Below are 21,637 nucleotides of genomic sequence, written 5' to 3' on the forward strand. Positions count from 1 at the left end.
ACACCCGTTATGTCTGCGGTGAACGTACCAGAGGCACGCGGCTCTGGCACTGTTTTGGGCTATGGAACATCCTTTTGTAGAGCCCCTGGCTGCAAAATGGTGCCCGCTATCGGCACGGTAAGGTGTCACTCCGGGCAGCTGGCCGCCAGGGTAGGTTGCTGCGCTACCTGAAGTTTTCGCAGGAGATCCCGCTTCTTGGAGTGATGCGCCTGCATGCGTGCCAGCAGATCGTGCAGAGTATGGACGGCCTTCAGAATGTGCGGACCCTTGTTCAGCATCACGCATTCGGCCCGTACGCCCATGGCGGCATCCGTAATCTCGGCCCGCGACGGCGCGCCTTTCTTGGCCAGGGTTTCCAGTACCTGGGTCGCCCAGATCACCGGCACATGGGCCGCTTCGCACAGGCAAAGTATTTCTTCCTGAAGCTCAGCCAGTCGTTCGAAGCCGCTTTCTACCGCCAGATCGCCCCGCGCGATCATGACGCCGAAACGCGGAAGATTCATGCCTGCAAAGAGCAGCGCCGGCAGGTTCTCGAAGCCTCGACGTGTCTCGATCTTGAGCACGACGCCCAGCTCATGGGCGTTCAGTCGATCGATGTGATGGAGCAGGGTCCTGACGTCATCGGCCGTGTTAACGAAAGAGAACTCGACCACGTCGGCATGCTCGGCTGCGAACGCCAGGGCTTCGATGTCATGGGGCGTGAGCGCATCGAGACGCAGATGGCTGTCCGGAAAGTTGATGCCTTTGTCGCTCTTGAGCTTGGCACCCCCAGGCGCGTGGGTGATACGGATACGCAGCGTCTCGCTCTGCACCGAATCAATAATTCCACCAATCTTGCCATCGTCGAACCAGACTGGCTCGCCAGCCCGTACATCCTCGAAGATTTCCGGCAGCGTGCAGCCGATGGACGCTGGGGTCAGGACTTCTCCGAAACTGTCGTAGGTTGCCGGATGCCCGGTATGTTGATCCTTGGTCAGAATCAGCACATCGCCCTCCACCAGCTTGATGGCCTGCTCTTGAGCCGGGAAGGGCGCAATGCGTGTCTCGCGTTTCCGGCCTTTCCTGTCCTTGATCGAGAGGGCTGTGTTCGGCGTCAGGTAGGCGGTCTTGTAGAGTTCGCCCCAGCACCCTTCGCGGGAGATATCAACGATCTCGATCTGCCGCTTCGAGCCGCGGGCATCGTGAAGGATTATCTGTGTATGTGGCTGGAGATTCGATAACCAGTCCGCTGCCACCGGCAGGCTGGCATCTGCCTGGGTCGGTGGAGCTTGAGGGTTTTCTCTGGCGGTCAGCCAGAGGCGGGCTGGCTTGACTGCTCGACCGAAATCATCGCGGGTCGGCTTGACGCGTATCACGGCCGGGCCTGCGTTGACTTGCCCGGTGCGCAGCTTGGGACCCGCAAGGTCCATCATGACGCGGCAAGGCTTGCCAAGGGCCTTTTCCGCTCGGCGTGCATGTTCAATCATCTGTTTCCAAGTCTTGGCGTCGTCATGAGCACAGTTGATGCGCATGCTGTCCATGCCGGCCGCCAGCAGATCATGCACAAGCGAGTAGTCTTGTGCGGCCTCGCTGGGCATGGTCACCATGATTCGGACTCCACGCCCTACAGGCGTTGCGCCAAACAGAGCCTCGGTGTGCTCATGCAGCAGCTGCTCGCCCCGGTCCATGCCCAGCGGCTCATAAGGAGGGCGCGCGTTCTTGCTGCCGGAGAGCTTTTGCAGGATTTCGATAAGGGTGGTGATTGCAGCCAGGATGTAGGCTTCCGAACGACCCAGCGACGACAGTCCCAGCCGTGCCAGGCGTGCCTGTAGCGGCCGGATGTCATGACGGCGTAGCGCCAGATAGTTAAGCAGGTTATGTGCGCTCTCGGTATAGCTCTGGTGCACATGCTCCGCCAGGATGGGTGCGTCACAGGCCGCCGTGATCATCTCCTCACGCAGCGCGATCAGTTCGGACAGGGCCGCTTCGATATCGGCCGGTATCAGTGAGCCTGGGGGAAGTGTCCTGGTGTTCAAGTGATAACCTCAACAGTCAAAGTCCGGATGACAACAGGCGTCATTACGTCGCGTCGGCCGAGCTAAGCACAGGTATGTGACGTTGGTATGTAGGGGTGCCCTTATGGGGACAGGCGAAGGTTTAGAAAGAACCAGGCTGTGGGTGTTCTGCAGGATAGCGGACGCTTTGTTTCATGAGATTACGGTAATGGCATATCTGCTCAGAAAGCTATCTATGTAGGCAAAGGCTTACAGGAAGTGACTGTGATTGACGCTAGGGAAGAAGGCGGCGGTGGCGTAATCTTCTTACCCATGGAATGCAGCGCAGGACGCGCTCATGAGCCTCAAGGATGAAAGACCCGCCAGGATGGCACTCGATAAGGATATCGAGCGGTCAACAAAAAACCCGCCTAGGCGGGGTTTTTTCGTTGGGCCGGAAAAAGGATCTCCTCGAAATCCTCTCCGGCAAGTCCTCACTCACGTATGGGAGTGAGGGGCTGGTGTTTCGCTCTGGGCGGTATTGGTAGGCGGCAGGTTGTCGGGCGGAATGGCCAGCGCGCGTAGCGCACCTGACATGATTTGGCTGAACACCGGTGCCGAAACCAGACCGCCGTAGTAGCCGATCTTGGTCGGGGAGTCCATCATCACGGCCAGTACCAGCTTGGGATCGCTGGCGGGCGCCATGCCTACGAACATCGAACGATAGGCATGCTCCTTGTAGCCGCCGCCCCCGGAGCGACGGGCAGTACCACTTTTTCCTGCCACCTGATAACCCGGCACTCGAGCGCGCACGACGCCGCTGGGATCTTCCACTACCTCCTTGAGCATCATGCGAATCCGATGCGCCACCTGTGGGTCCATCGCAGGTACCAGTTGTTGTGGGTTATCGCGCAGCAGCGAGAGTGGGGCAAGCTTTCCGTCATTGGCAAAGACCGTATAGGCCTGGGCCAGCTCGGCGGTATTGACGGCCAGACTATAGCCATAGGACATGCTGGCTGTGGCGATTCTGGACCATTTCACATGGTTGGGCAGATAACCTGCGTTTTCACCCGGGAAACCCAGAGACAGGGGCGAGCCAAAGCCGACCCGGGCCAGCTGTTCAAGGATAGGTTTGGGACCGACTTCCAAGGCAACCTTGCTCATGCCGATGTTCGACGAGTTGATCAGCACGCCGGTCATGGTCAGGATGTCTCGACGTGCTACGTCGCGAATCGTGTGGCCGTCGATGACAAACCAGCCCGGCGCCACACTCACCTGGGTATTTTCGTTGAATTTTCCCGTGGCCAGCGCTGCTGACATGCTGAACGGCTTGATAACCGAGCCGGGTTCGAACACATCGGTTAACGCGCGGTTACGCATGAAAGTCGGGTTGATGGATGCCCGGTTGTTCGGGTTATAAGACGGAAAGTTCGCCATGGCCAGGATCTGACCATTCTTGGGGTTGACCAGTACGGCCGAGCCGGACAGGGCACCAAACTTGGTTACGGCCTCCTGCAGGGCGCGATAGGCCTCGAACTGCAGACGCAAGTCAATGGACAGGGCAATGTCCTGGCTGGGCTTGGGCTGTTTGTCGACCTTGATGTTCTTGACGATGGAGCCGCGCGGGTTGATCAGCACCTCGCGAACGCCTGCTTTCCCGCTGAGCCACTCGTTGTAGCCCAGCTCCACGCCCTCCTGGCCTTCACCATCCAGGTTCACCAGACCAATCAATTGGGCTGTCAGGTCAGAGGTGGGGTAATAGCGCTTGTACTCCTTGAGCTGGTGCACGCCCTTGATATCGAGCGCCATGATGTCCTCGCCTTCGATGGGGGACAGGCCACGGGCCAGGTAAAGGAAATGCTTTTCCGAACGGGCGCTGATGTAGGACACAAGCTCGCTGGCGGGACGATGCAGTGCCGCTGCCAGCGCAGGCACCCGGTCCATGCTCTCCTTCATTTCCGAAGGGTTGCACCAGATCGTCGACACTTCGGTTGAGACGGCCAGGGGGGAGCCATTGCGGTCGGTAATCAGGCCGCGGGTAACGGGGATGGGGATATGACGAACGCTGCGTCGTTCGCCCTGATCGATCAGGAACTCACTGTCATGAACTCGGAGATAGACCAGCCTGGACGCGACGGCCAGAGTAAGCAGGAACAAAAAAAATAACACCGCATGAAAACGGTAGCGGTTTGAAAATCCATTCATGGTCTTGGCAACTTGACGTGTTCAATGCCTGGGCAGGCCATCGTCAGGCCTGCTGGCCCGATGAGGCGAGAAAGCGCGGATAGTACCGTAAAGGTGCCTGTAGTTGGCGATGGGTTTCGCATAGACGTAGGCATCTTTCGATCTCGAAGGCGCGACACGACCAATGGTCATTCCGCCAAACCACCGGTCTTGAGCGGCTCTCACAGGCGGGATCGCTAGCGTCTGGGTGTAATGCCGTGCTTGTGCAGCTTCCGGTAAAGCGTGTTTCGGCTTATGCCAAGGCGTTCGGCCGTGCGTGTCATCTGCCAATGTTCCTGCTCCAGTATCTGGAGCAGGGCGGTCTTTTCGGCATCTTCCAGAGGCGCATCCAGCGTCAGGGCGGACAGGCTCGTCGGGCTGGAAATCTCCTGCGGCAGATCACCCCTGCGAATCACCCCGTCCTCGCACAAGGCCACCAGGGTTCGCAGGACATTGCGCAACTGACGAACATTGCCTGGCCATTGGTACCCAAGCAGGGCCTGGCGAGCCTCGGCGTCCAGGTGCAGGCTCTGGCCCTGCGCCTCTTCAAGCAGCAAGTGATTGAGCAGCGCGGCCTTGTCGAGCCGCTCACGTACCGGCGGCAGGCTCACCACCAGACCGTTGAGCCGGTAGTACAAATCCTCCCGAAAGCTGCCGTCGCCTACCCGTATCCTGAGATCGCGGTGGGTGGCGCTAATGATGCGGATGTCAATCGTCTGCGGTTGTCCGCCCAGCGGAACGACCTGCCGTTCCTCCAGTACGCGCAGCAGGCGGGTCTGCAACATCAGGGGCATATCGCCAATTTCGTCGAGAAACAGGGTGCCGCCGTGGGCTTCGAGTAGCTTGCCACGCATGCCTTCCTTGCGCGCACCGGTAAACGTGCCACCGGCGTAGCCGAACAGCTCGCTTTCTATAAGTGATTCCGGGATCGCCGCGCAGTTAAGAGCAATAAAAGGCTTGCTGGCGCGCGAACCGGCCAGATGCAGGGCCTTGGCGAAGGCCTCCTTGCCAGTTCCTGTCTCACCGGTAAGCAGCACCGGAACATCGCGCTCCATGACCTTGCGGGCGCGCTCGAACTCCCGTGCAAGGGCAGGATCTTCGAGGCACAGTGCTGGACGCGGCGGGGTACGGACAGGCACGGAATGAACAAGCTTGTGCGGCGCTCGCAGCTGTCCATAGAAGCGTGTTCCTTCAGTGCTGTACAGCGGCCAGCAATGTGTAGGATGCGGTTGTGCACGATCAAGTAACGAAGCAAGGGGAAGCTCGATGAGCGTCTCTACGGGTTGCCTCAGAAGGGCCGGTCGCGTCGTGCCTAGCAGGTTCAGCGCGCTTTCGTTGATGGCGCTGATTCGGCCAGACTCATCAAACGCCAGCAAGCCTTCACTCAGCAGCCCGACGTAGTCCGGCTGGGTATGGAAGCGCAGCAGATAACTGTCCTCGCATTGACGCAGGAAATAGCAGCTTTCGATGAGCTTGGCCGACAGGTTGACCAGCGCCATGGTGTGAAACTGGCTCTGCCGGGAAACGGTGCGCCGCGCCGAGGACACATCCAGCACGGCCAAAAGGTCTCCGGCAGGGTCGAATACCGGGCTGGCGGAGCATGTCAGGATGGTGTGGCGATTGCGGAAGTGCTCATCCTGATGAATCGTCAGTGCATGCCGTTCGACCGCGCAGGTGCCGATGCCATTGGTGCCCTCGCAGGATTCGCTCCAGTCTGCTCCCAACCACAGGCCTGCCCGCTGAAAGGTGTCTCGTTCGGCCTCGTGGGTGATGCAATCGAGAATAAGGCCGCTGGCATCGGTAAGCAGGACGGCATGACCGGCACCCGCGAGCTGCTGATGCAGGCGATTCATCTCGCCATGGGCGATTTCCAGCACCCGTTGTGAGCGCTCGCGCTGCTCAAGGATACGAGGGTGCTCGAGTACGCTGGGCGAGGTGGCAGTGGACGGATCCAGGCGGTGCTGTTCAAGACAGCGACGCCACGAACGGGCAATGGCAGGATCGGTGTCGGCCTGGCCCAGACCATGACCAACGGCAAGCACCTGACGCGTGTGACGACTCATGGGTGTGGCAGTCATTCTTATTGTGCTCCGCAAGGTGAATTCCGGGTCCTTGATTCACAGGAACCCTCCGATTCAGCGAAGTGCGTAATAGCGCCTATGCTTGATCAGGCGCAGGTTAAATGCAATGCAGATCATCGACTGTGTCAGAAGTGGTACAGCCTGTCACGCCTGCTGTCCTGGCGCTGACACACAATGTGACACCTGCCGGTTCGTGCCGGACAGCCGAAGCCGCCTGCGGCGCACATTTGCCACAGTTGGCCCAGGCCTTGCTATTTCTCAGGTATTACCGGTCCTCATAACAAACACAACATCGGGAGAACCACCATGCGTTACGCAGCCCCTGGCAGCCAAGGTGCTCTGATCACCCTGCAATCCCGTTACGGCAATTACATCGGCGGCGAATTCGTACCGCCGGTCAAGGGCCAATATTTCACCAATACCTCGCCGGTCAATGGCTCTGTCATTGGCGAGTTTCCCCGTTCCTCTGCTGAAGATATCGAAAAAGCGTTGGATGCTGCCCATGCGGCGGCAGATGCCTGGGGCAAGACGTCAGTACAGGCGCGCTCGTTGACCCTGCTCAAGATTGCCGACCGCATCGAGCAGAATCTGGAAAAACTGGCCATTGCCGAAACCTGGGACAACGGCAAGGCCGTGCGTGAAACCCTTAATGCCGACGTGCCGCTGGCTGCCGATCATTTCCGCTACTTTGCAGGTTGTATCCGGGCTCAGGAGGGGACGGCGGCCGAAATCGACCAGCATACGGCGGCGTATCACTTCCATGAGCCGCTCGGCGTGGTCGGGCAGATCATTCCCTGGAACTTCCCGCTTCTGATGGCTGCCTGGAAGCTGGCGCCCGCGCTGGCTGCAGGTAACTGTGTGGTGCTCAAACCGGCCGAGCAGACGCCGCTCTCCATTACGCTCTTCGTTGAGATGATTGGCGACCTGCTGCCACCCGGTGTGATCAATATTGTGCAGGGCTACGGCAAGGAGGCGGGGGAAGCCCTGGCGACCAGCACACGCATCGCCAAGATTGCCTTTACCGGCTCGACGCCGGTGGGCTCGCACATCCTCAAGTGCGCAGCGGCCAATATCATTCCAAGTACGGTCGAGTTGGGGGGCAAGTCACCCAACATCTATTTCGACGACATTATGGGGGCCGAGCAAAGCTTTATTGAAAAGGCGGCCGAAGGGCTGGTGCTTGGCTTCTTCAACCAGGGAGAGGTGTGCACTTGCCCATCCAGGGCTCTGGTGCAGGAATCTATCTACGAGCCGTTCATGGCGGAAGTCATGAAAAAGGTTGCGCAGATCAAACGTGGGGATCCGTTGGACACCGACACCATGGTCGGCGCCCAGGCCTCTCAGCAGCAGTTCGAAAAGATAGTCTCGTACCTGGAAATCGCGCGTGGCGAAGGGGCCGAATTTTTGACTGGCGGCGCTGTAGAAACCCTGCAGGGCGACCTGGCCAATGGGTATTACATCCAGCCGACCCTGCTCAAGGGCCATAACAAGATGCGGGTATTCCAGGAAGAGATCTTCGGGCCGGTCATCGGCGTGACCACGTTCAAGGACGAGGCCGAAGCGCTTGCCATTGCCAACGATACCGAGTTTGGCCTGGGCGCGGGGGTCTGGACGCGGGATATCAATCGCGCGTATCGCATGGGTCGCGGCATCAAGGCCGGGCGTGTGTGGACCAACTGCTATCACCTCTATCCTGCCCATGCGGCATTCGGTGGCTACAAGAAGTCCGGCATCGGTCGCGAGACCCACAAGATGATTCTGGATCATTATCAGCAGACCAAGAACCTGCTGATCAGCTACGACACGAATCCGCTGGGCTTCTTCTAGGCCCGTCATGGGGGCCGGTGAATCCTCATCGGCCCCTGGGACTGCGGCGTATCTACTCCTGTGAAGGCTCAACCTGAGCCTTCCTTGAGCCAGGTCATCATTTCTGTGCCTTGTTTGCTCCAGGCTTGCAGTATGGAGCGCCGGAACGATTGACCTGTATTTGCCAGCACTACTCCATACGTCATGTATCCATGAGGGATCACGTCATGCCTAAAACAATGAAAGCTGCCGTCGTTCGTGAGTTTGGTAAACCGCTGGAAATCGAGGAGGTGGATGTCCCTACCCCAGGCGCAGGACAGGTCCTGGTGAAGATCGAAGCCTCCGGGGTGTGCCATACCGACCTGCATGCCGCCGAAGGCGATTGGCCGGTCAAACCCAATCCGCCCTTCATCCCGGGGCATGAAGGGGTTGGGTATGTGGTCGGGGTGGGTGCTGGCGTCACCCATGTGAAGGAGGGGGATCGGGTCGGTATCCCATGGTTGTACTCCGCCTGTGGTCATTGCGAACACTGCCTCGGGGGTTGGGAAACACTGTGCGAGGATCAGAAGAACACGGGCTACTCGGTCAATGGCGGCTTTGCCGAATATGCCCTGGCTGATGCCGGCTACGTGGGACGGCTGCCGGATAATGTGGGCTTTGTGGAGATTGCGCCGGTGTTGTGTGCCGGGGTGACCGTTTACAAGGGACTCAAGATGACCGAAACCAAGCCCGGGCAGTGGGTAGTGATCTCCGGAATTGGTGGCCTTGGACACATGGCCGTGCAGTATGCCAAGGCCATGGGCATGAACGTGGCCGCAGTCGATGTGGACGATAAGAAGCTGGAACTGGCGCGCCGGCTGGGGGCTGAGGTTACGGTCAACTGCCGTGAGCTGGACCCGGCGGGCTATCTGAAAAAGGAAATCGGCGGCGCCCACGGTGCCCTGGTCACGGCTGTCTCGCCCAAGGCATTCGAGCAGGCTATCGGCATGACCCGTCGTGGTGGCACCATTGCCCTGAACGGGCTTCCGCCGGGAGAGTTTCCGCTATCGATCTTCGACATGGTCCTCAACGGCACGACCGTTCGCGGCTCCATTGTCGGGACGCGGCTGGATTTGCAGGAAGCCCTGGAGTTTGCCGGTGAGGGCAAGGTCAAGGCGACGGTTGCAGCCGAACCCCTCGAAAACATCAACGATATCTTTTCCCGGATGCACGAAGGTAAGATCGAAGGACGTATCGTGATCGATATGAGCCTTTCATGATCGGACCGATTATCCGCCCGCCGTGTGCAGTCGGGCGGATAACGGCTTAACGTTCCGCTGCCATCTTGACGGCCAGCCCCGCCAACACCGTACCCATCAGCCAGCGCTGGACCACCAGCCATAGCGGCCGACCCGTCAGGAAGGCCGCTATCGAGCCTGCCGTAAAGGCGATCAATCCGTTCACGGTTACGCTGATCAAAATCTGGGTTGCGCCTAGAACGAGGGACTGGGTCAATACGCTTCCTAGCTCAGGCGAGATGAACTGCGGCAGCAGGGACAGGTAGATCACGGCAATCTTGGGATTAAGCAGGTTGGTCACAAAGCCCATGGTGAAGAGTTTGCGTGGACTGTCCTTGGGTAGATCCCTGACCTGAAACGGAGACCGTCCGCCGGGTTTCACGGCCTGCCAGGCCAGATATAGCAGATACAGCGCACCGCCTATCCGCAGCGCATCGTAGGCGAAGGGCACCGCCATCAGCAGAGCAGTGATTCCAAGGGCTGCACAGACCATGTAGAACGCAAAGCCCAGGGCCACGCCGCCAAGGGAAATCATGCCAGCCGTTCGGCCCTGGCAGATGGAGCGGGAAATCAGATAGACCATGTTTGGTCCGGGCGTCAGCGCCATGCCCAGGGTGATAGCCGCAAAGGCGAGCAGGTGTGAAAGTTCAGGCATGACGACTCCGTTCAAGACATTGTTTCTAGGCTATCTATATATCATCGGAAAACGTTCAATGGATTGAATAATAAGCCAGCAGGAAAGGGCTAAGCTTAGAGCACTCGCTATATACAACAAGAACAAGGTGAAAGGCCCATGAATGCGCAACAACCCTTTCTCTCTCCATTATCTGCTGTTATTGAGGAGATTCAGGCATTTCTCGGTGAGCGGATCGTAACCAGTCTCGCGGAGCGTGAGCAGCATGGTCATGGCGAGTCCTACCATGCGACCCGGATGCCTGATGCCGTCTGCTATGCACATAGCACCGAAGAAGTCTCCCGCATCGTCAAGGTCTGCGCCCACTACGGCGTACCCATCGTTCCCTTTGGGGGCGGCACCTCGCTGGAAGGGCATGTCTGTGCGCTCAAGGGTGGCATCTGTATAGACCTTAGTCGCATGCAGCGCATCCTGGCGGTTCGCCCGGGCGATCTGGATGCCACGGTTGAAGCCGGAGTGACGCGCCAGCAGCTCAATACCGAACTGCGGGCCACGGGACTCTTCTTTCCCATCGATCCGGGCGGAGAAAGCACCCTGGGCGGCATGGCGGCAACACGTGCCTCCGGGACCAATGCCGTACGCTACGGGACCATGCGGGAGAATGTCCTGTCGCTGACCGTGGTGTTGGCCGATGGCCAGATCATCAAGACGGCCAACCGTGCCCGCAAGTCCTCGGCGGGTTATGACCTGACGCGGCTGTTTGTGGGCTCGGAAGGTACGCTGGGGATCATCACCGAAGTGACCTTAAGGCTCTATGGCATTCCGGAAACCACGTCCGCTGCGGTATGTACCTTTCCCGATGTAGAGAGCGCTGTGACCTCGGTGGTAACGATCATCCAGTACGGTATTCCTGTCGCCCGGGTCGAGCTGCTGGATGCGCGGACTATCATGGCTGTGAACCGCTATTCAAAGATGACGCTGGATGAGCGGCCCACCTTGTTCTTCGAATTTCACGGCTCACCGGCAGGCGTTGCCGAACAAGTAGAGCTGACCCAATCGATCACCGAGGGTAACGGGGCGCTGAACTTTGTCGCTGCGGCCGATGCCGACGCGCGTAACGCGCTTTGGAAGGCCCGTCATAATGTGCACTACGCCATGCAGGCCATGCGGCCGAATGGGCGGGTATGGAGTACCGACGTGTGCGTGCCTATCTCGCAGCTGACGCCCTGTATTACGGAAACTGAAAAAGACGTGCTGGCCGCCTCGTTCTTTATCGCGATGGTTGGACATGTGGGGGACGGTAATTTTCACCTGGGGCTGGTGGTCGATCCGTCCAGTGAGGCTGAACTGGCGGAGGCCGAAGCGCTCAATGAACGGCTGGTGCGCCGCGCCATCGCCCTGGACGGGACCGCCACGGGCGAGCATGGCGTAGGGTCGGGCAAGATCAAGTTCATGACGCTTGAGCATGGCGCCGCAGTGAACACCATGCGCACCCTTAAAATGGCGCTGGACCCTCAGGGAATTCTCAACCCGGGCAAGGTGCTCCCGGACGCCGATGTCTGACGCCTCGGCAAGCAGGCCCGCCTGGAAATAACAGCGGGCCAGCTTTACATACCTTTTTATAGATCGGATTTTTGTATACCCCAGGAAAGGCGCAGGGTGTACTTCCTGGGACAGAACAGGGGCGGACGATAGGATCAGGCGAACCCGCCATTGGCGCGTATGACTTGCGCGTTGATCCAGCTGCCTGCTGGGCTTGCCAGAAACGCCACCACCTCGGCGATGTCCTCAGACGTACCGAGGCGCTCAAGCGGTGTAGCCTGTTCGATCTGCCGGATCTGCTCCTCACTTTTGTCATTGAGAAAGAGCTCGGTTGCCACCGGGCCGGGCGCAATGGCATTGACGGTGATGTCCTGGCCGCGCAATTCATTAGCCAATACTCTGACCAAACCTTCAACGCCAGCTTTTGTAGCGATATAGGGGCCGTACGTGGGCAGCGATTTGGCGATCACGCTGCTGGATAGCGCAATGATCCGGCCGCCACGCTCTACCTGCTGCGCCGCCTGGCTCAACACCAGAAACGTGCCGCGCAGGTTGACGGCCATCATCCGGTCAAACGCCTCCAGGTCACCTGCCGAAACAGGAGTATTGGTCATGATACCGGCGCTGTTCACGACTATATCGATCCGTCCGTAGGCTTCCTTGGCCGCCTTGAACAGGGTCTGCACATCTTCCAGGGTGGCAACGTCGCCTCTGACCGCGAGGGCATTACCTCCCAGTGACTCTATTTCAGCCACCAAAGCCTCCGCAGGGCCTCGGCTGTGGGCGTATTGAATGGCAACGGAAAAGCCTGCCTGGGCGAGACGTTTGGCAATGGCGTGTCCGATACCACGGGAAGCGCCGGTAACAATGGCTGTACGGGATGAATGCGGCATGTCCGACTCCTAAAGGCAGGGCCGGAACGTCCAGCCCTTTCATGGCTGTCATTTTTTGCAATTCATTGGCATTGGATAAATGCACAGAACTTGGTAAGACCGTTCAACAGGCACCAACAATGGGCTGAGGCCATGGATAGATTCGAGTCGCTGCGGCTGTTTACCCGTATCGTCGAGCTGGGCAGCTTCACGCAGGCAGCCAATGCCTTAGGTATCCCCCGTGCTACGGCAACCCACGCGGTTAAGGAGCTGGAGAAGCGGTTGGGAACGCGCCTGCTGGAACGTACAACCCGACAGGTCCGCACAACGCTCGATGGTCAGGCCTACTACGAGCGATGCTCTCGTATTCTGGCGGATCTGGAAGAGGCTGAATCTTCCCTGAGTGCCATTGCGGCCAATCCGCGTGGCATGCTTCGCGTCGATCTGCACGGCAGTCATGCCACACGAATCATCCTTCCTCGAATCGCCGAATTCCGGCAGCGTTATCCAGACATTGAGTTATCCATCAGCAGCGGTGATCGGTTGGTGGATCTGGTGCGTGAAGGAATCGATTGTGTGGTACGGGCAGGGCACCCTAGGGACTCAACGCTGGTTGCAAAAAGGCTAGCGCTCATGCCCGAGGTGGTCTGTGCAAGCCCAGGCTATTTTGCCCGCTATGGCGTGCCAAAACACCCAGATGAGTTGACCCACCATCAGGCCGTTGGCTTCTTTGCCAGCAGCCACGACATTCGTTACCCCTTCACCTTTCAGGTTGAGGGGCAGGTTATCGAGTGCGATCTTGGCGGTTGGATCTCGGTCAACGATGCCGAATGCTATACCCGCGCAGCCCTGAGCGGTTGCGGTTTGATTCAGGTGCCTCGCTTTCGAGTAGAAAAATACCTGAAAGCGGGGCGGCTGAAGGCGGTTCTACAAGAGTTTGCTACGCCGGGCCTGCCGGTTTCATTGCTCTATCCCCAACACAGGCAGATATCGCCTCGAGTGAGAGTTTTTGTGGAGTGGCTGACCGACCTGTACCGCGACCGTTTTGACCCGATAACCTGAGCTGTCAGTTGGTTTTATTTGGCAGGATGGATTTCTTGCCAGAGGTGGACCTTGTTGACGAAGGCTTTGCCAATGGAGACCGCCATCGGCTCTACCCCGAACACCTCAAAACCGCAACGCTCATAAAGGCGCAGTGCGGTGTGGTTGCCTTCCGTGACGGTAAGCTGTACCAGCCTGATGTCTTCGCGATGTCGGGCATGCTCCAGTACCGCCTGGATCAGATGAAAGCCGATGCCTTGACGGCCAAACCGCTGTGGAACGTACATGCCAAACAGAGTGGCCTTGTGCCTGATCTTTTCTCGAGTTTCGAAGGAAAGTCCTGCTACACCCAGCAGCTGATCCTTATCGAATGCGCCAAATACCGCATCGCTTTCCAGCCGGGATCGCCACCAGTCCAACGGTAGCGCTGCGCGCTCCGCCTCGCTGGAGGTAAAAGCTTCTGGATGCAGCACGTAAGCCTCAAGCATCAAGGTGCGGTAACTGATTACATGATCTGGACGAAGACGGTGGATGGGCATGATAGGTATCGACGTGTTAGGTGAGGTTGAACGTTTCACACGCTTTTGACAGCGCCTTTGTGGTAAGCGCAGCACAGACAGGCGTGGCCAGTGATGAGTTGTCGCGTATGGCGATGGACCTCAACGGTATAATCCGGCGGTTCGTTCTATAACGCAGTTGCCTACCGCTTGAAACTTCTTTTCACGTAGTGAAAAAAGCGGCTCATAAGAGCCGCTTTTTTCAGGCGCAATCTATCACCATCAAGGATAGCGACGGCGCTCAGGCGCTGGCGGGAAGTACTGATACAGCCATGTTTCGCTGAGCGTTCGGTCGTTGGTGCGGATGAACAGGCGCATGTCTACCGGGTCCACGCTATCGCTGGTCGGATACCAGTCGAAGATCACACGATACCCTTTGATGTCCGGTATCCAGAGGACGTGGAAGTCTTTCAGCTCACCGCTCGAGACCTTGACGACGGGCTCGATTCCGGTGCCTTGGGGAAGGGTATCCAGGCCACCGCCCACGAAGTCCACCGCAAAGCGGCGGGCCCAGACGTCTGGATAGTGCTCACCCGGCGCCCACCCCTCTACGAAGCCGCCCATGCCGGAGCGCGTCGCATGGACTTGTGCCAGCGGTGTTCTAACCGGCGGCAGCGCGCTCCAGTAGAGCTTGTAGCCATAGCGCAGCTCTTTGCCCGCCGTGATAGGCACTTTGGGGTTCCAGCAGGCCACGATGTTATCGAGCGTTTCGCCGGTTGTCGGGATTTCCAGTAGATCAATGCTGCCTTCACCCCATTCCGTAGTGGGCTCGACCCACAGGCTTGGGCGGCGGCTGTACCAGTCCACCGTATCTTGATAGCTGGAAAACTCATGGTCGCTCTGCACGAGGCCAAAACCCTTGGGGTTTTTGTCTTCGAACGCATTGAACTGAAGCTTGGCGGGGTTATTCAGCGGACGGCACACCCACTCGCCATTACCGCGCCACATATAGAGGCGGTCGGAGTCGTGGATCTGCGGGTGGATGGTGTCGCACATGCGGCGCTCATGGGTGCCGCAGCTGAACATGCTCGTCATCGGCGCAATACCCAGCTGCTTGATTTCCTTGCGCGCATAGATATTAGCGTCGATTGCCATTACCACCTGCGTGGCGCGGCAGTCGATGTCGAAGCGATATGCACCGGTCGCGCTGGGCGAGTCGAGCAGGGCATAGACTACAAAGCGCGTGCTGTGCGGCTCGGGCGTCTCGAACCAGAACTTGGTGAAGTTCGGGAATTCCTCCACCGTATCCGAGAAGTTATTGATGGCAAGGCCACGGGCTGACAGGCCGTACTGCTTGGTGTCGTCTACCGCACGGAAATAGCTTGCACCCAGGAACGAGACGATATCGTGCTGCGTCAGCTCGGGTGACTTGAACACCTTGAAGCCGGCGAAGCCCAGATCACCCTTGAGTTGTGACTTATCGACGCCGCTGTTCTCGTACTTGAACATCTGAGGTCGGAAATGGATTTCCGTGGCCTGCTTTTTCTTTGGATCAACGCTATACATGCGGACCGGCTGTTTGAAGCCCATGCCAACATGGAAGAACTGAACATCGAGCTGGCCTTTCAGGTCATGCCATAGCGACTCGTTGGCATCGTACTGAATGGCGTTGAACTGCTGTGGCGTCATTTTTGCCAGCGTGGGCGGCAACTGCTGAGACGTATCCACATAGGCACTGGCTGCCATCTGCTTGGCCTGATTTTTCAGCAGATCGAACTCGAACGGTTCTACATCCTGGCTGGAGGCGCCAGACAGGGATTGAGCGGCGAATACGGTCGTCGAAGGAAGACCGGTATACGCGGCAAAGGCCAGTGAAGCTTTCAGAAGATCTCTGCGGTGCATACATGAACCTATGTGACTAAGGTGTCGTCAAGCGCTGTGGCAACGGGGCCGGCTCTGTCCGATAACAAAAACCTGTCTCGAATAATCCTCAACGCAGCGGCTGAGGGTAAGAGATGTTTGCGAACGAGAACAGTTCGATTCTGTTTCGGAAACTGTAAAACACCGCACAAAGCTGTCGATTTGGGTCTGGAATGCCTTTTCAGGGTGTTTCCAAGGGGTTGTCTCATCTGGCCTGATGGGGCAGACGAGACATAGTCCGACCACGAATCCTGTCAGGCGCGGCGCAGCAGTATGCGCTCGATGGCGCTCAGCAGCACCCCATAGAGCGGCAGGAACAGGAGCAGGCTGACGCTGAGCTTGACGGTATAGTCGACCCAGGCAATCTCGACCCAATGCTCGGCCATGAAAGGGTTGTCGCTGTGCCAGAAGGCAATAGAGAAAAAGGCGAAGGTATCGAGCAGGTTGCCCAGGATCGTCGAGGCGGTAGGTGCTATCCACCATTGCTGCAGCTGGCGCAGACGATCAAAGACATGGATATCTACCAGCTGGCCCAGCACATAGGCAAAAAAGCTCGCCAATGAGATACGCAGTACAAAGGTATTGAACTGCGCCAGGGCGTCCAGACCGCGGAACGCACCCTCCTGAAACAGCACGGAAAGAATGTACGAAACGACCAGCGCCGGCACCATGACCCGGGCAATGACCTGGCGCGCCGGGCCTTTGCCGAGAATCCGCACCGTCAAGTCAGTGGCTAAGAAGATGAACGGAAAGCTGAATGCGCCCCAGGTTGTATGCCAGCCAAACAGGTTGAGCGGCAGCTGGACGAGGTAGTTACTTGCGATGATGATCAGGATATGAAAGCCAATCAGGCCGGCCAATGCCGAGCGCCTGACGGAAGAGGTCAGTTGCATAATGCATCCTTTTTAGTGGAATGGGGTGAGGGAACCCATGACGTTGATCTGCTCTTGGGAGCAGGGCGCGCATTCTAAGCGCAGTGCCGACTAAATCGTAGCGAAATTCGCCGGGCGTTATTGACGCACCCAGGAAAAAGCCCACCAGGCGGTGGGCTTTTCAACACACAGGGCTTACAAGCGGAACTGCGCGACCTGCTTGTCCAGTGACTGGGCCAGATGCTGAATGCTCGATGCATTGCGTGAGGCGCTTTCAATGGAATGGCTGTTGGTCTCTGCCATCTGCGCGATGCGCTCCACGCTGCGAGCTACATCCTGGCTGGCAGCAGATTGTTCACGCAGTGCCATGGAGATCTGATCAACCACGGAGATGATGCGATCCGAGCCACCGCGAATCTCGTCGATGGCCTGGCTGGCCGAGTGAGCCAGTTCCACACCCTGGTTCACCTGAGTCACGCCCACGTTCATGCTGCTAACCGCGTCCTGGGTGCTCGCCTGGATCTTCTTGATCATGTCGGCGATTTCCTGGGTTGACTTGCCGGTGCGCTGCGCCAGCAGGCGAACTTCATCGGCGACCACCGCAAAGCCGCGGCCCTGGTCACCTGCACGGGCGGCCTCGATGGCTGCGTTCAGAGCCAACAGGTTAGTCTGCTCGGCAATCTCGCTGATCACGTTCACGATGGAGGTGATCTGATCGGCGTGGCGGTCCAGCTCGGAAATCTGTTCAGCCGAGCTCTGCACCGTACCGGCGATCTGCGTCATGCTGTCCAGGGTTTGCTTGATGACATTGCCACCCTGGATGGAGCGCTTGCCGGAGTCAGTAGAAATACCATGGGCCTCGTTCGCGCTGGTCGAGACATGGCTGATGCTGACGGTGAGTTCTTCCACGGTAGCGGCCATGGAGGATGCCGAGCTTGACTGGTCCCGTGCGGCGACAGCCAGTTGCTCCGAGGTGTTGGAGATATCGCGAGCGGCCGTCAGAAGCTGCTCGGCACCACCCTTGATCTCGGAAATCATTTCCCGCAGGCGCTGCTGCATGGCGTTGAAGGCCTTAAGCAAGCTGCCAATTTCATCTTCGCCGGTGCTGCGGATCTGAGTATCCAGACGGCCAGCGGCAATGGCCTGAGCAACCTGAATGGCATCATTCAGACGGCGCTTGATGGATACGGATAGGCTGAAGGCAATGACTATGGCCGCTAGGGCAGCCAGGATTCCACCCCCGATAAGCGTCCAGATAGCAACCTGTTCGGCAGACTGCATGGCTTCATTACGCACGCCCAGCAGCTTGGACTCATCGTTGCTGAAGTCAGCGATGATCTTGCGCATCTTGTCCATCTTGGCCTTGTCCTGACGGTCGATGATGCGTTGCACCATGTCGTCCATGGAGGAGGCACCTTGTACGACTGCGCGGCGTAGCTGGATGGAACGCTCGATGTCTTCGCTCAGCCACTTCATTTGCGTGGCCTTGAGTTCATCCAGACGGCTTTGTTGGGTCGGGTTATCCGACGTCAGGTTTTTAAGCTTCGTCCAGGTTTGCTCGAACGCCGTTTTCCCAGCGTTGTAAGGTTCCAGAAAGTCATCCTGACCGCTGAGGGCAAATCCACGCATAGCCGTTTCGATGTTGGTCAGGCTAATCAACAGGTTGTTAGCCCCATCAATGGTCTGATAGGTATGGATGTTCCACTTGACCGAATTATCGACCTCGGTAAAGCCGTGGCGGGCTACATACACCAGGATGCAGATGATCGCGATGATAAGCCCAAAGCCTGCACCAAGCTTTTTGGCAATACTTAAATTGGACAACATGGGACGCGCTCCGATAGGAGAAGGCAGTAAAGGTTTCACCTGCTCTGTATCGGTAAAAAAATGAAATATCTTTAGGCTGGACGCACCCTGCAGATGGCGATTATTCGGCAGCCGCTCTAGCGCGGCTATCTAAAGCGCTCCGTTGGTAAGAGGAGCGCTTTGAGCCTTGCGGCCTTATGAAAGGGGTATTCCCAGCTGCTCTTCACAGCGCTTGAGCGAGCGCGCCTGGGTCTCGGCGTACAGGGCCAGCTCATCCAGTACCGACGCGCCCAGTGCCTGCTCGAAGCGGTCCTTACTGGACGCCTCGGCATACTGCGTCTGAGCCTGATCGCCCAGGTTAGACTGGAAAATACCGGCCGCGCTGACCGGCAGAAAGTCCTCATATACCAGTGGCTCATAGTGGATATAACCTGACTGGATCAGGGCATCCAGATCTCTTGGCCCATCCTGGGTAACCGCATCGTCCTTGTCGGTGACGAAGTAACGAAAATAGGCCAGCCCCTGCTTTCTCAAGGATTCATAGCTGTCCGGCAGCTCTGCGAATATGTCGGTCAGTGCCTGCATGTATGCCTGGGCGTTGCTCTCGCTGGGAGCCTGGGTGCGGGCAATGTTCAGGAGCTTGTCGTACAGTGCGCGTCCCTTAGGCGTCAATGCGACACCGCGCTGCTCGATCTCGCCAAAGCGGGCTGTGTGACTGCCGGCAACGGCATTGCCTTGCTCATCGATGAAGGTCACCTTTTCCTGCAATGCCTTGAAGCTCGTCTGGCGAAGCAGAACAGGGCAGCGGCGGGGCGGCGGTCCTTCGATAACTGCCTTGGGCGTAATCCCCCGTGACGGCATGCCTTGCTGGATGGCATCAATATCCAAGGTCCGGGGCGTCAGGTGATTAATGTGCGGCCCCTTGAACGCCACGATATCGGCAATCAGGCGATGCTGGTCGTGCAGTTGTTGATACACCTCGGCGCTGACTGTGGCCTCGCCGTGCCAACGGAAGGTTTCCAAGGCTTCACGCACGAAGGCATCGGCATCGCTTGCGCTCAGCCCGCCTTCGGTCTCGCAGCGGGCGATCAATTCCAGCGCACGTGATGTAAAGATAATGCGCTGCGCCAGAATCGCTGCGGCTTTCTGTTTGAGTGCTTCGTCCTCGATCAGCTCCAGACGGAGCAGAGAGGTAAACACGCGAAAGGGACTCTTTTGCAGCGAAGCCTCATGGACGGCACGAAACGCGGTGGAGTGCACCGGCACGCCTGCTTCGGAAAGATCGTAATAACCCACCGGATACATGCCCATGACTGCGAACAGGCGCCGCAGCGTAGCCAGCTCCTGCGCCGTACCTACACGGATCGCCCCATGGCGCTCCTGATCCAGCCGCTCGATTTCACCCGTCTGGCGCAGCTGCTCTGCCAAGGTCGGATTGTTTGCCAGCGTACGCTGATTGATATCGCTCACCAGCTCCAGCAATGTTCCATACAGGGGCACTTCGGCCTTGTACATGTCGGACATGGCTCGGGAGAACCGGGCGCGAATCTCATCGGGATCGACAAAAGCCTGCGTCGTCATGGCATACCGCTCCTTAGATGGGCCGGACTATAGAGGTATCAGTCCATTCTGCTGGCCGCTTTCCTGCCTTACAAATGACAAAAATTCACCCATTCATTCATAAAGGGAATCAGACAAGCCGCTCAGTCGTGCCGCTTCTCACTGTCCATGTGAGCCAATTGAGCGGCGGGATAGCGTTCTCCTGCCGCGGCGTTGGCGGGAATGGCCTGCTCGATTCTGGCCAGCTCCTCGGCGGTTAGCATGATATCCAGTGCACCCAGCGACTCATGCAAACGTTCACGGGTACGTGCGCCTACCAGCGGGACAATATCTTCACCGCGCGCCAGCACCCAGGCGATTGCCATCTGTGCCGCGGTAACTCCTTTCTCTTGAGCAATGACCTTGAGCGTGTCGGCCAGCTTGAGGTTGGCGTCCAGATTGCTGCCCTGAAAACGCGGGCTGATGGTGCGAAAGTCCTGCTCACCTCCGCGGTCTTTTGACCAGTGACCGCTGATAAGGCCACGTGAGAGCACGCCATAGGCAGTGATCCCGATGCCAAGTTCACGGCAGGTAGGCAGGATGTCCGCTTCGATTCCGCGTGAAATCAGTGAGTATTCGATTTGCAGATCAGCGATAGGGGTAACGGCCGCGGCCCGGCGGACCGTATCGGCCCCGACTTCGGAGAGACCGATATGGCGCACATAGCCTGCCTTGACCATTTCGGCGATGGCGCCCACGGTATCTTCGATAGGAACGTCTGGATCGAGGCGGGCAATACGGTAGATATCCACATGATCCGTATTCAGGCGTTTGAGCGTGTACGCCAGGAAATTCCGGATAGCCTTGGGGCGACCGTCGTAACCCATCCAAGCCCCGTCTGGCCCTCGCAGGGCACCGAACTTTACGCTGATCGTTACTGCCTCCCGGCGATCCCTGAGCGCTTCGGCAATCAACAGCTCGTTATGGCCCATGCCGTAGAAATCACCGGTGTCGAGCAGGTTGACGCCCGCTTCCAGCGCCGCGTGGATCGTGGCAATGCTTTCGGTACGGTCCGCCGGACCGTACAGGTCCGACATGCCCATGCATCCTAGTCCGAGCGCTGATACCTGGGGGCCGGTCTTGCCGAGCGTGCGTGTAAACATGGCGAAAGCTCCTAAAAGAAGGCGTTCACCATAGACCGGTCCCTGGCCGCATCTACGCCCTGGGAGCGCAGCATTAACTTGGCTAATCGCTCACTCAGTGATGAGCGGCTTCTTCCTCGACTCGTGCCGCACGCTCTGAAGAACGTACGGCCGGTGTGGCGGCCAGCTTGTCATCCAGCTCTTCCAGCTTGAATTCGACGTCTCTGAGTTGCGTGTTGATGGCGACCAATTGGTCTTCCAGCAGGCGAGCACGCGCCAGTGTTTCCCTGATGATTTTAAATGACGGGATTCCTACGACGACGATAAGAATCAAGGCAATGATCGAGGCGATGCTCATGGGTGGGGTCCTTTTATCGGCAGTCATCAAACTGCGGCATTCCATTACCAGGGG

The 21,637-nt window shown here is 58.3% G+C and carries 16 protein-coding genes; 4 read left to right on the forward strand and 12 right to left on the reverse strand.

Annotation, left to right across the window (positions count from 1 at the left end; all coding sequences use genetic code 11):
- Positions 1–125 precede the first annotated feature (125 nt).
- The 3 genes from GM154_RS04090 to GM154_RS04100 form a co-directional block, all read right to left on the reverse strand.
- The gene (locus GM154_RS04090) at positions 126–2,015 is read right to left on the reverse strand and encodes a pyruvate kinase (RefSeq protein ID WP_219651080.1); all 1,890 of its coding nucleotides are present in this window, start codon (positions 2,013–2,015) and stop codon (positions 126–128) included.
- Between the two features lie 456 nt (positions 2,016–2,471).
- The gene (locus GM154_RS04095; RefSeq protein WP_219651081.1) at positions 2,472–4,178 is read right to left on the reverse strand and encodes a penicillin-binding protein 2; all 1,707 of its coding nucleotides are present in this window, start codon (positions 4,176–4,178) and stop codon (positions 2,472–2,474) included.
- Between the two features lie 215 nt (positions 4,179–4,393).
- On the reverse strand, positions 4,394–6,274 hold the full coding sequence (locus tag GM154_RS04100) for a sigma-54-dependent Fis family transcriptional regulator (protein ID WP_219651082.1): 1,881 nt from the start codon (positions 6,272–6,274) through the stop codon (positions 4,394–4,396).
- Positions 6,275–6,583: 309 nt separating this feature from the next.
- On the opposite strand from GM154_RS04100, the gene GM154_RS04105 reads away from it, so the two are divergent.
- Together GM154_RS04105 and adhP are read left to right on the forward strand one after the other, a co-directional pair.
- A complete protein-coding gene (locus tag GM154_RS04105) occupies positions 6,584–8,104 on the forward strand; it encodes an aldehyde dehydrogenase family protein (RefSeq protein WP_074822141.1) in 1,521 nt (506 codons plus the stop codon).
- A 206-nt stretch (positions 8,105–8,310) separates the two neighbouring features.
- Positions 8,311–9,342 (forward strand): alcohol dehydrogenase AdhP, encoded by a 1,032-nt coding sequence (adhP, locus tag GM154_RS04110; protein ID WP_010795729.1) that lies wholly within the window; start codon positions 8,311–8,313, stop codon positions 9,340–9,342.
- 46 nt (positions 9,343–9,388) lie between these two features.
- On the opposite strand, the gene GM154_RS04115 is transcribed toward adhP, so the two are convergent.
- Positions 9,389–10,015: a LysE family translocator gene (locus GM154_RS04115; protein ID WP_074822146.1), complete on the reverse strand. Its 627-nt coding sequence runs from the start codon at positions 10,013–10,015 to the stop codon at positions 9,389–9,391.
- 138 nt (positions 10,016–10,153) lie between these two features.
- Here GM154_RS04115 and GM154_RS04120 point away from each other — a divergent pair, with 138 nt between their 5' ends.
- Positions 10,154–11,557, forward strand: coding sequence for an FAD-binding oxidoreductase (locus GM154_RS04120; protein WP_074822148.1), 1,404 nt, complete (start codon positions 10,154–10,156; stop codon positions 11,555–11,557).
- A gap of 134 nt (positions 11,558–11,691) precedes the next feature.
- Here the strand turns inward: GM154_RS04120 and GM154_RS04125 are convergent, their stop codons facing one another.
- Complete coding sequence (locus GM154_RS04125; RefSeq protein WP_074822151.1) at positions 11,692–12,429, reverse strand: SDR family oxidoreductase; 738 nt, start codon at positions 12,427–12,429, stop codon at positions 11,692–11,694.
- Between the two features lie 132 nt (positions 12,430–12,561).
- Here GM154_RS04125 and GM154_RS04130 point away from each other — a divergent pair, with 132 nt between their 5' ends.
- Entirely contained in the window at positions 12,562–13,470 is a 909-nt protein-coding gene (locus GM154_RS04130) for a LysR family transcriptional regulator (RefSeq protein ID WP_219651083.1), read from the forward strand.
- Positions 13,471–13,484: 14 nt separating this feature from the next.
- Here the strand turns inward: GM154_RS04130 and GM154_RS04135 are convergent, their stop codons facing one another.
- The 7 genes from GM154_RS04135 to GM154_RS04165 all read right to left on the reverse strand — a co-directional run bounded on the left by GM154_RS04135 (position 13,485) and on the right by GM154_RS04165 (position 21,583).
- Positions 13,485–13,988, reverse strand: a complete 504-nt coding sequence (locus GM154_RS04135) for a GNAT family N-acetyltransferase (RefSeq protein WP_219651084.1) — start codon at positions 13,986–13,988, stop codon at positions 13,485–13,487.
- A gap of 240 nt (positions 13,989–14,228) precedes the next feature.
- Positions 14,229–15,848, reverse strand: coding sequence for a glucan biosynthesis protein D (locus tag GM154_RS04140; protein ID WP_010795723.1), 1,620 nt, complete (start codon positions 15,846–15,848; stop codon positions 14,229–14,231).
- A gap of 272 nt (positions 15,849–16,120) precedes the next feature.
- Entirely contained in the window at positions 16,121–16,759 is a 639-nt protein-coding gene (locus tag GM154_RS04145; protein WP_010795722.1) for a 7-cyano-7-deazaguanine/7-aminomethyl-7-deazaguanine transporter, read from the reverse strand.
- Positions 16,760–16,933: 174 nt separating this feature from the next.
- Positions 16,934–18,565: a methyl-accepting chemotaxis protein gene (locus GM154_RS04150; RefSeq protein ID WP_219651085.1), complete on the reverse strand. Its 1,632-nt coding sequence runs from the start codon at positions 18,563–18,565 to the stop codon at positions 16,934–16,936.
- 174 nt (positions 18,566–18,739) lie between these two features.
- Positions 18,740–20,125 carry a VOC family protein gene (locus GM154_RS04155; RefSeq protein ID WP_074822168.1) on the reverse strand — a complete coding sequence of 462 codons (1,386 nt, stop codon included), beginning with the start codon at positions 20,123–20,125 and terminating at the stop codon, positions 18,740–18,742.
- Between the two features lie 122 nt (positions 20,126–20,247).
- On the reverse strand, positions 20,248–21,246 hold the full coding sequence (locus GM154_RS04160) for an aldo/keto reductase (RefSeq protein WP_219651086.1): 999 nt from the start codon (positions 21,244–21,246) through the stop codon (positions 20,248–20,250).
- A 94-nt stretch (positions 21,247–21,340) separates the two neighbouring features.
- Positions 21,341–21,583, reverse strand: coding sequence for a hypothetical protein (locus GM154_RS04165; RefSeq protein ID WP_181123610.1), 243 nt, complete (start codon positions 21,581–21,583; stop codon positions 21,341–21,343).
- Positions 21,584–21,637: the final 54 nt, after the last annotated feature.

The organism is Pseudomonas sp. MAG002Y (assembly GCF_019400845.1).
Taxonomy (GTDB): Bacteria; Pseudomonadota; Gammaproteobacteria; order Pseudomonadales; family Pseudomonadaceae; genus Chryseomonas; species Chryseomonas luteola.

Excerpts from the sequence above, each read along its gene's own strand:
- GM154_RS04150 (WP_219651085.1), bottom strand. The coding sequence starts at position 18,565 with ATGTTGTCCAATTTAAGTATTGCCAAAAAGCTTGGTGCAGGCTTTGGG.
- adhP (WP_010795729.1), top strand. The coding sequence starts at position 8,311 with ATGCCTAAAACAATGAAAGCTGCCGTCGTTCGTGAGTTTGGTAAACCG.
- GM154_RS04125 (WP_074822151.1), bottom strand. The coding sequence starts at position 12,429 with ATGCCGCATTCATCCCGTACAGCCATTGTTACCGGCGCTTCCCGTGGT.
- GM154_RS04135 (WP_219651084.1), bottom strand. The coding sequence starts at position 13,988 with ATGCCCATCCACCGTCTTCGTCCAGATCATGTAATCAGTTACCGCACC.
- GM154_RS04145 (WP_010795722.1), bottom strand. The coding sequence starts at position 16,759 with ATGCAACTGACCTCTTCCGTCAGGCGCTCGGCATTGGCCGGCCTGATT.
- GM154_RS04130 (WP_219651083.1), top strand. The coding sequence starts at position 12,562 with ATGGATAGATTCGAGTCGCTGCGGCTGTTTACCCGTATCGTCGAGCTG.
- GM154_RS04105 (WP_074822141.1), top strand. The coding sequence starts at position 6,584 with ATGCGTTACGCAGCCCCTGGCAGCCAAGGTGCTCTGATCACCCTGCAA.
- GM154_RS04140 (WP_010795723.1), bottom strand. The coding sequence starts at position 15,848 with ATGCACCGCAGAGATCTTCTGAAAGCTTCACTGGCCTTTGCCGCGTAT.
- GM154_RS04165 (WP_181123610.1), bottom strand. The coding sequence starts at position 21,583 with ATGAGCATCGCCTCGATCATTGCCTTGATTCTTATCGTCGTCGTAGGA.
- GM154_RS04095 (WP_219651081.1), bottom strand. The coding sequence starts at position 4,178 with ATGAATGGATTTTCAAACCGCTACCGTTTTCATGCGGTGTTATTTTTT.
- GM154_RS04155 (WP_074822168.1), bottom strand. The coding sequence starts at position 20,125 with ATGACGACGCAGGCTTTTGTCGATCCCGATGAGATTCGCGCCCGGTTC.
- GM154_RS04120 (WP_074822148.1), top strand. The coding sequence starts at position 10,154 with ATGAATGCGCAACAACCCTTTCTCTCTCCATTATCTGCTGTTATTGAG.
- GM154_RS04115 (WP_074822146.1), bottom strand. The coding sequence starts at position 10,015 with ATGCCTGAACTTTCACACCTGCTCGCCTTTGCGGCTATCACCCTGGGC.
- GM154_RS04100 (WP_219651082.1), bottom strand. The coding sequence starts at position 6,274 with ATGACTGCCACACCCATGAGTCGTCACACGCGTCAGGTGCTTGCCGTT.
- GM154_RS04160 (WP_219651086.1), bottom strand. The coding sequence starts at position 21,246 with ATGTTTACACGCACGCTCGGCAAGACCGGCCCCCAGGTATCAGCGCTC.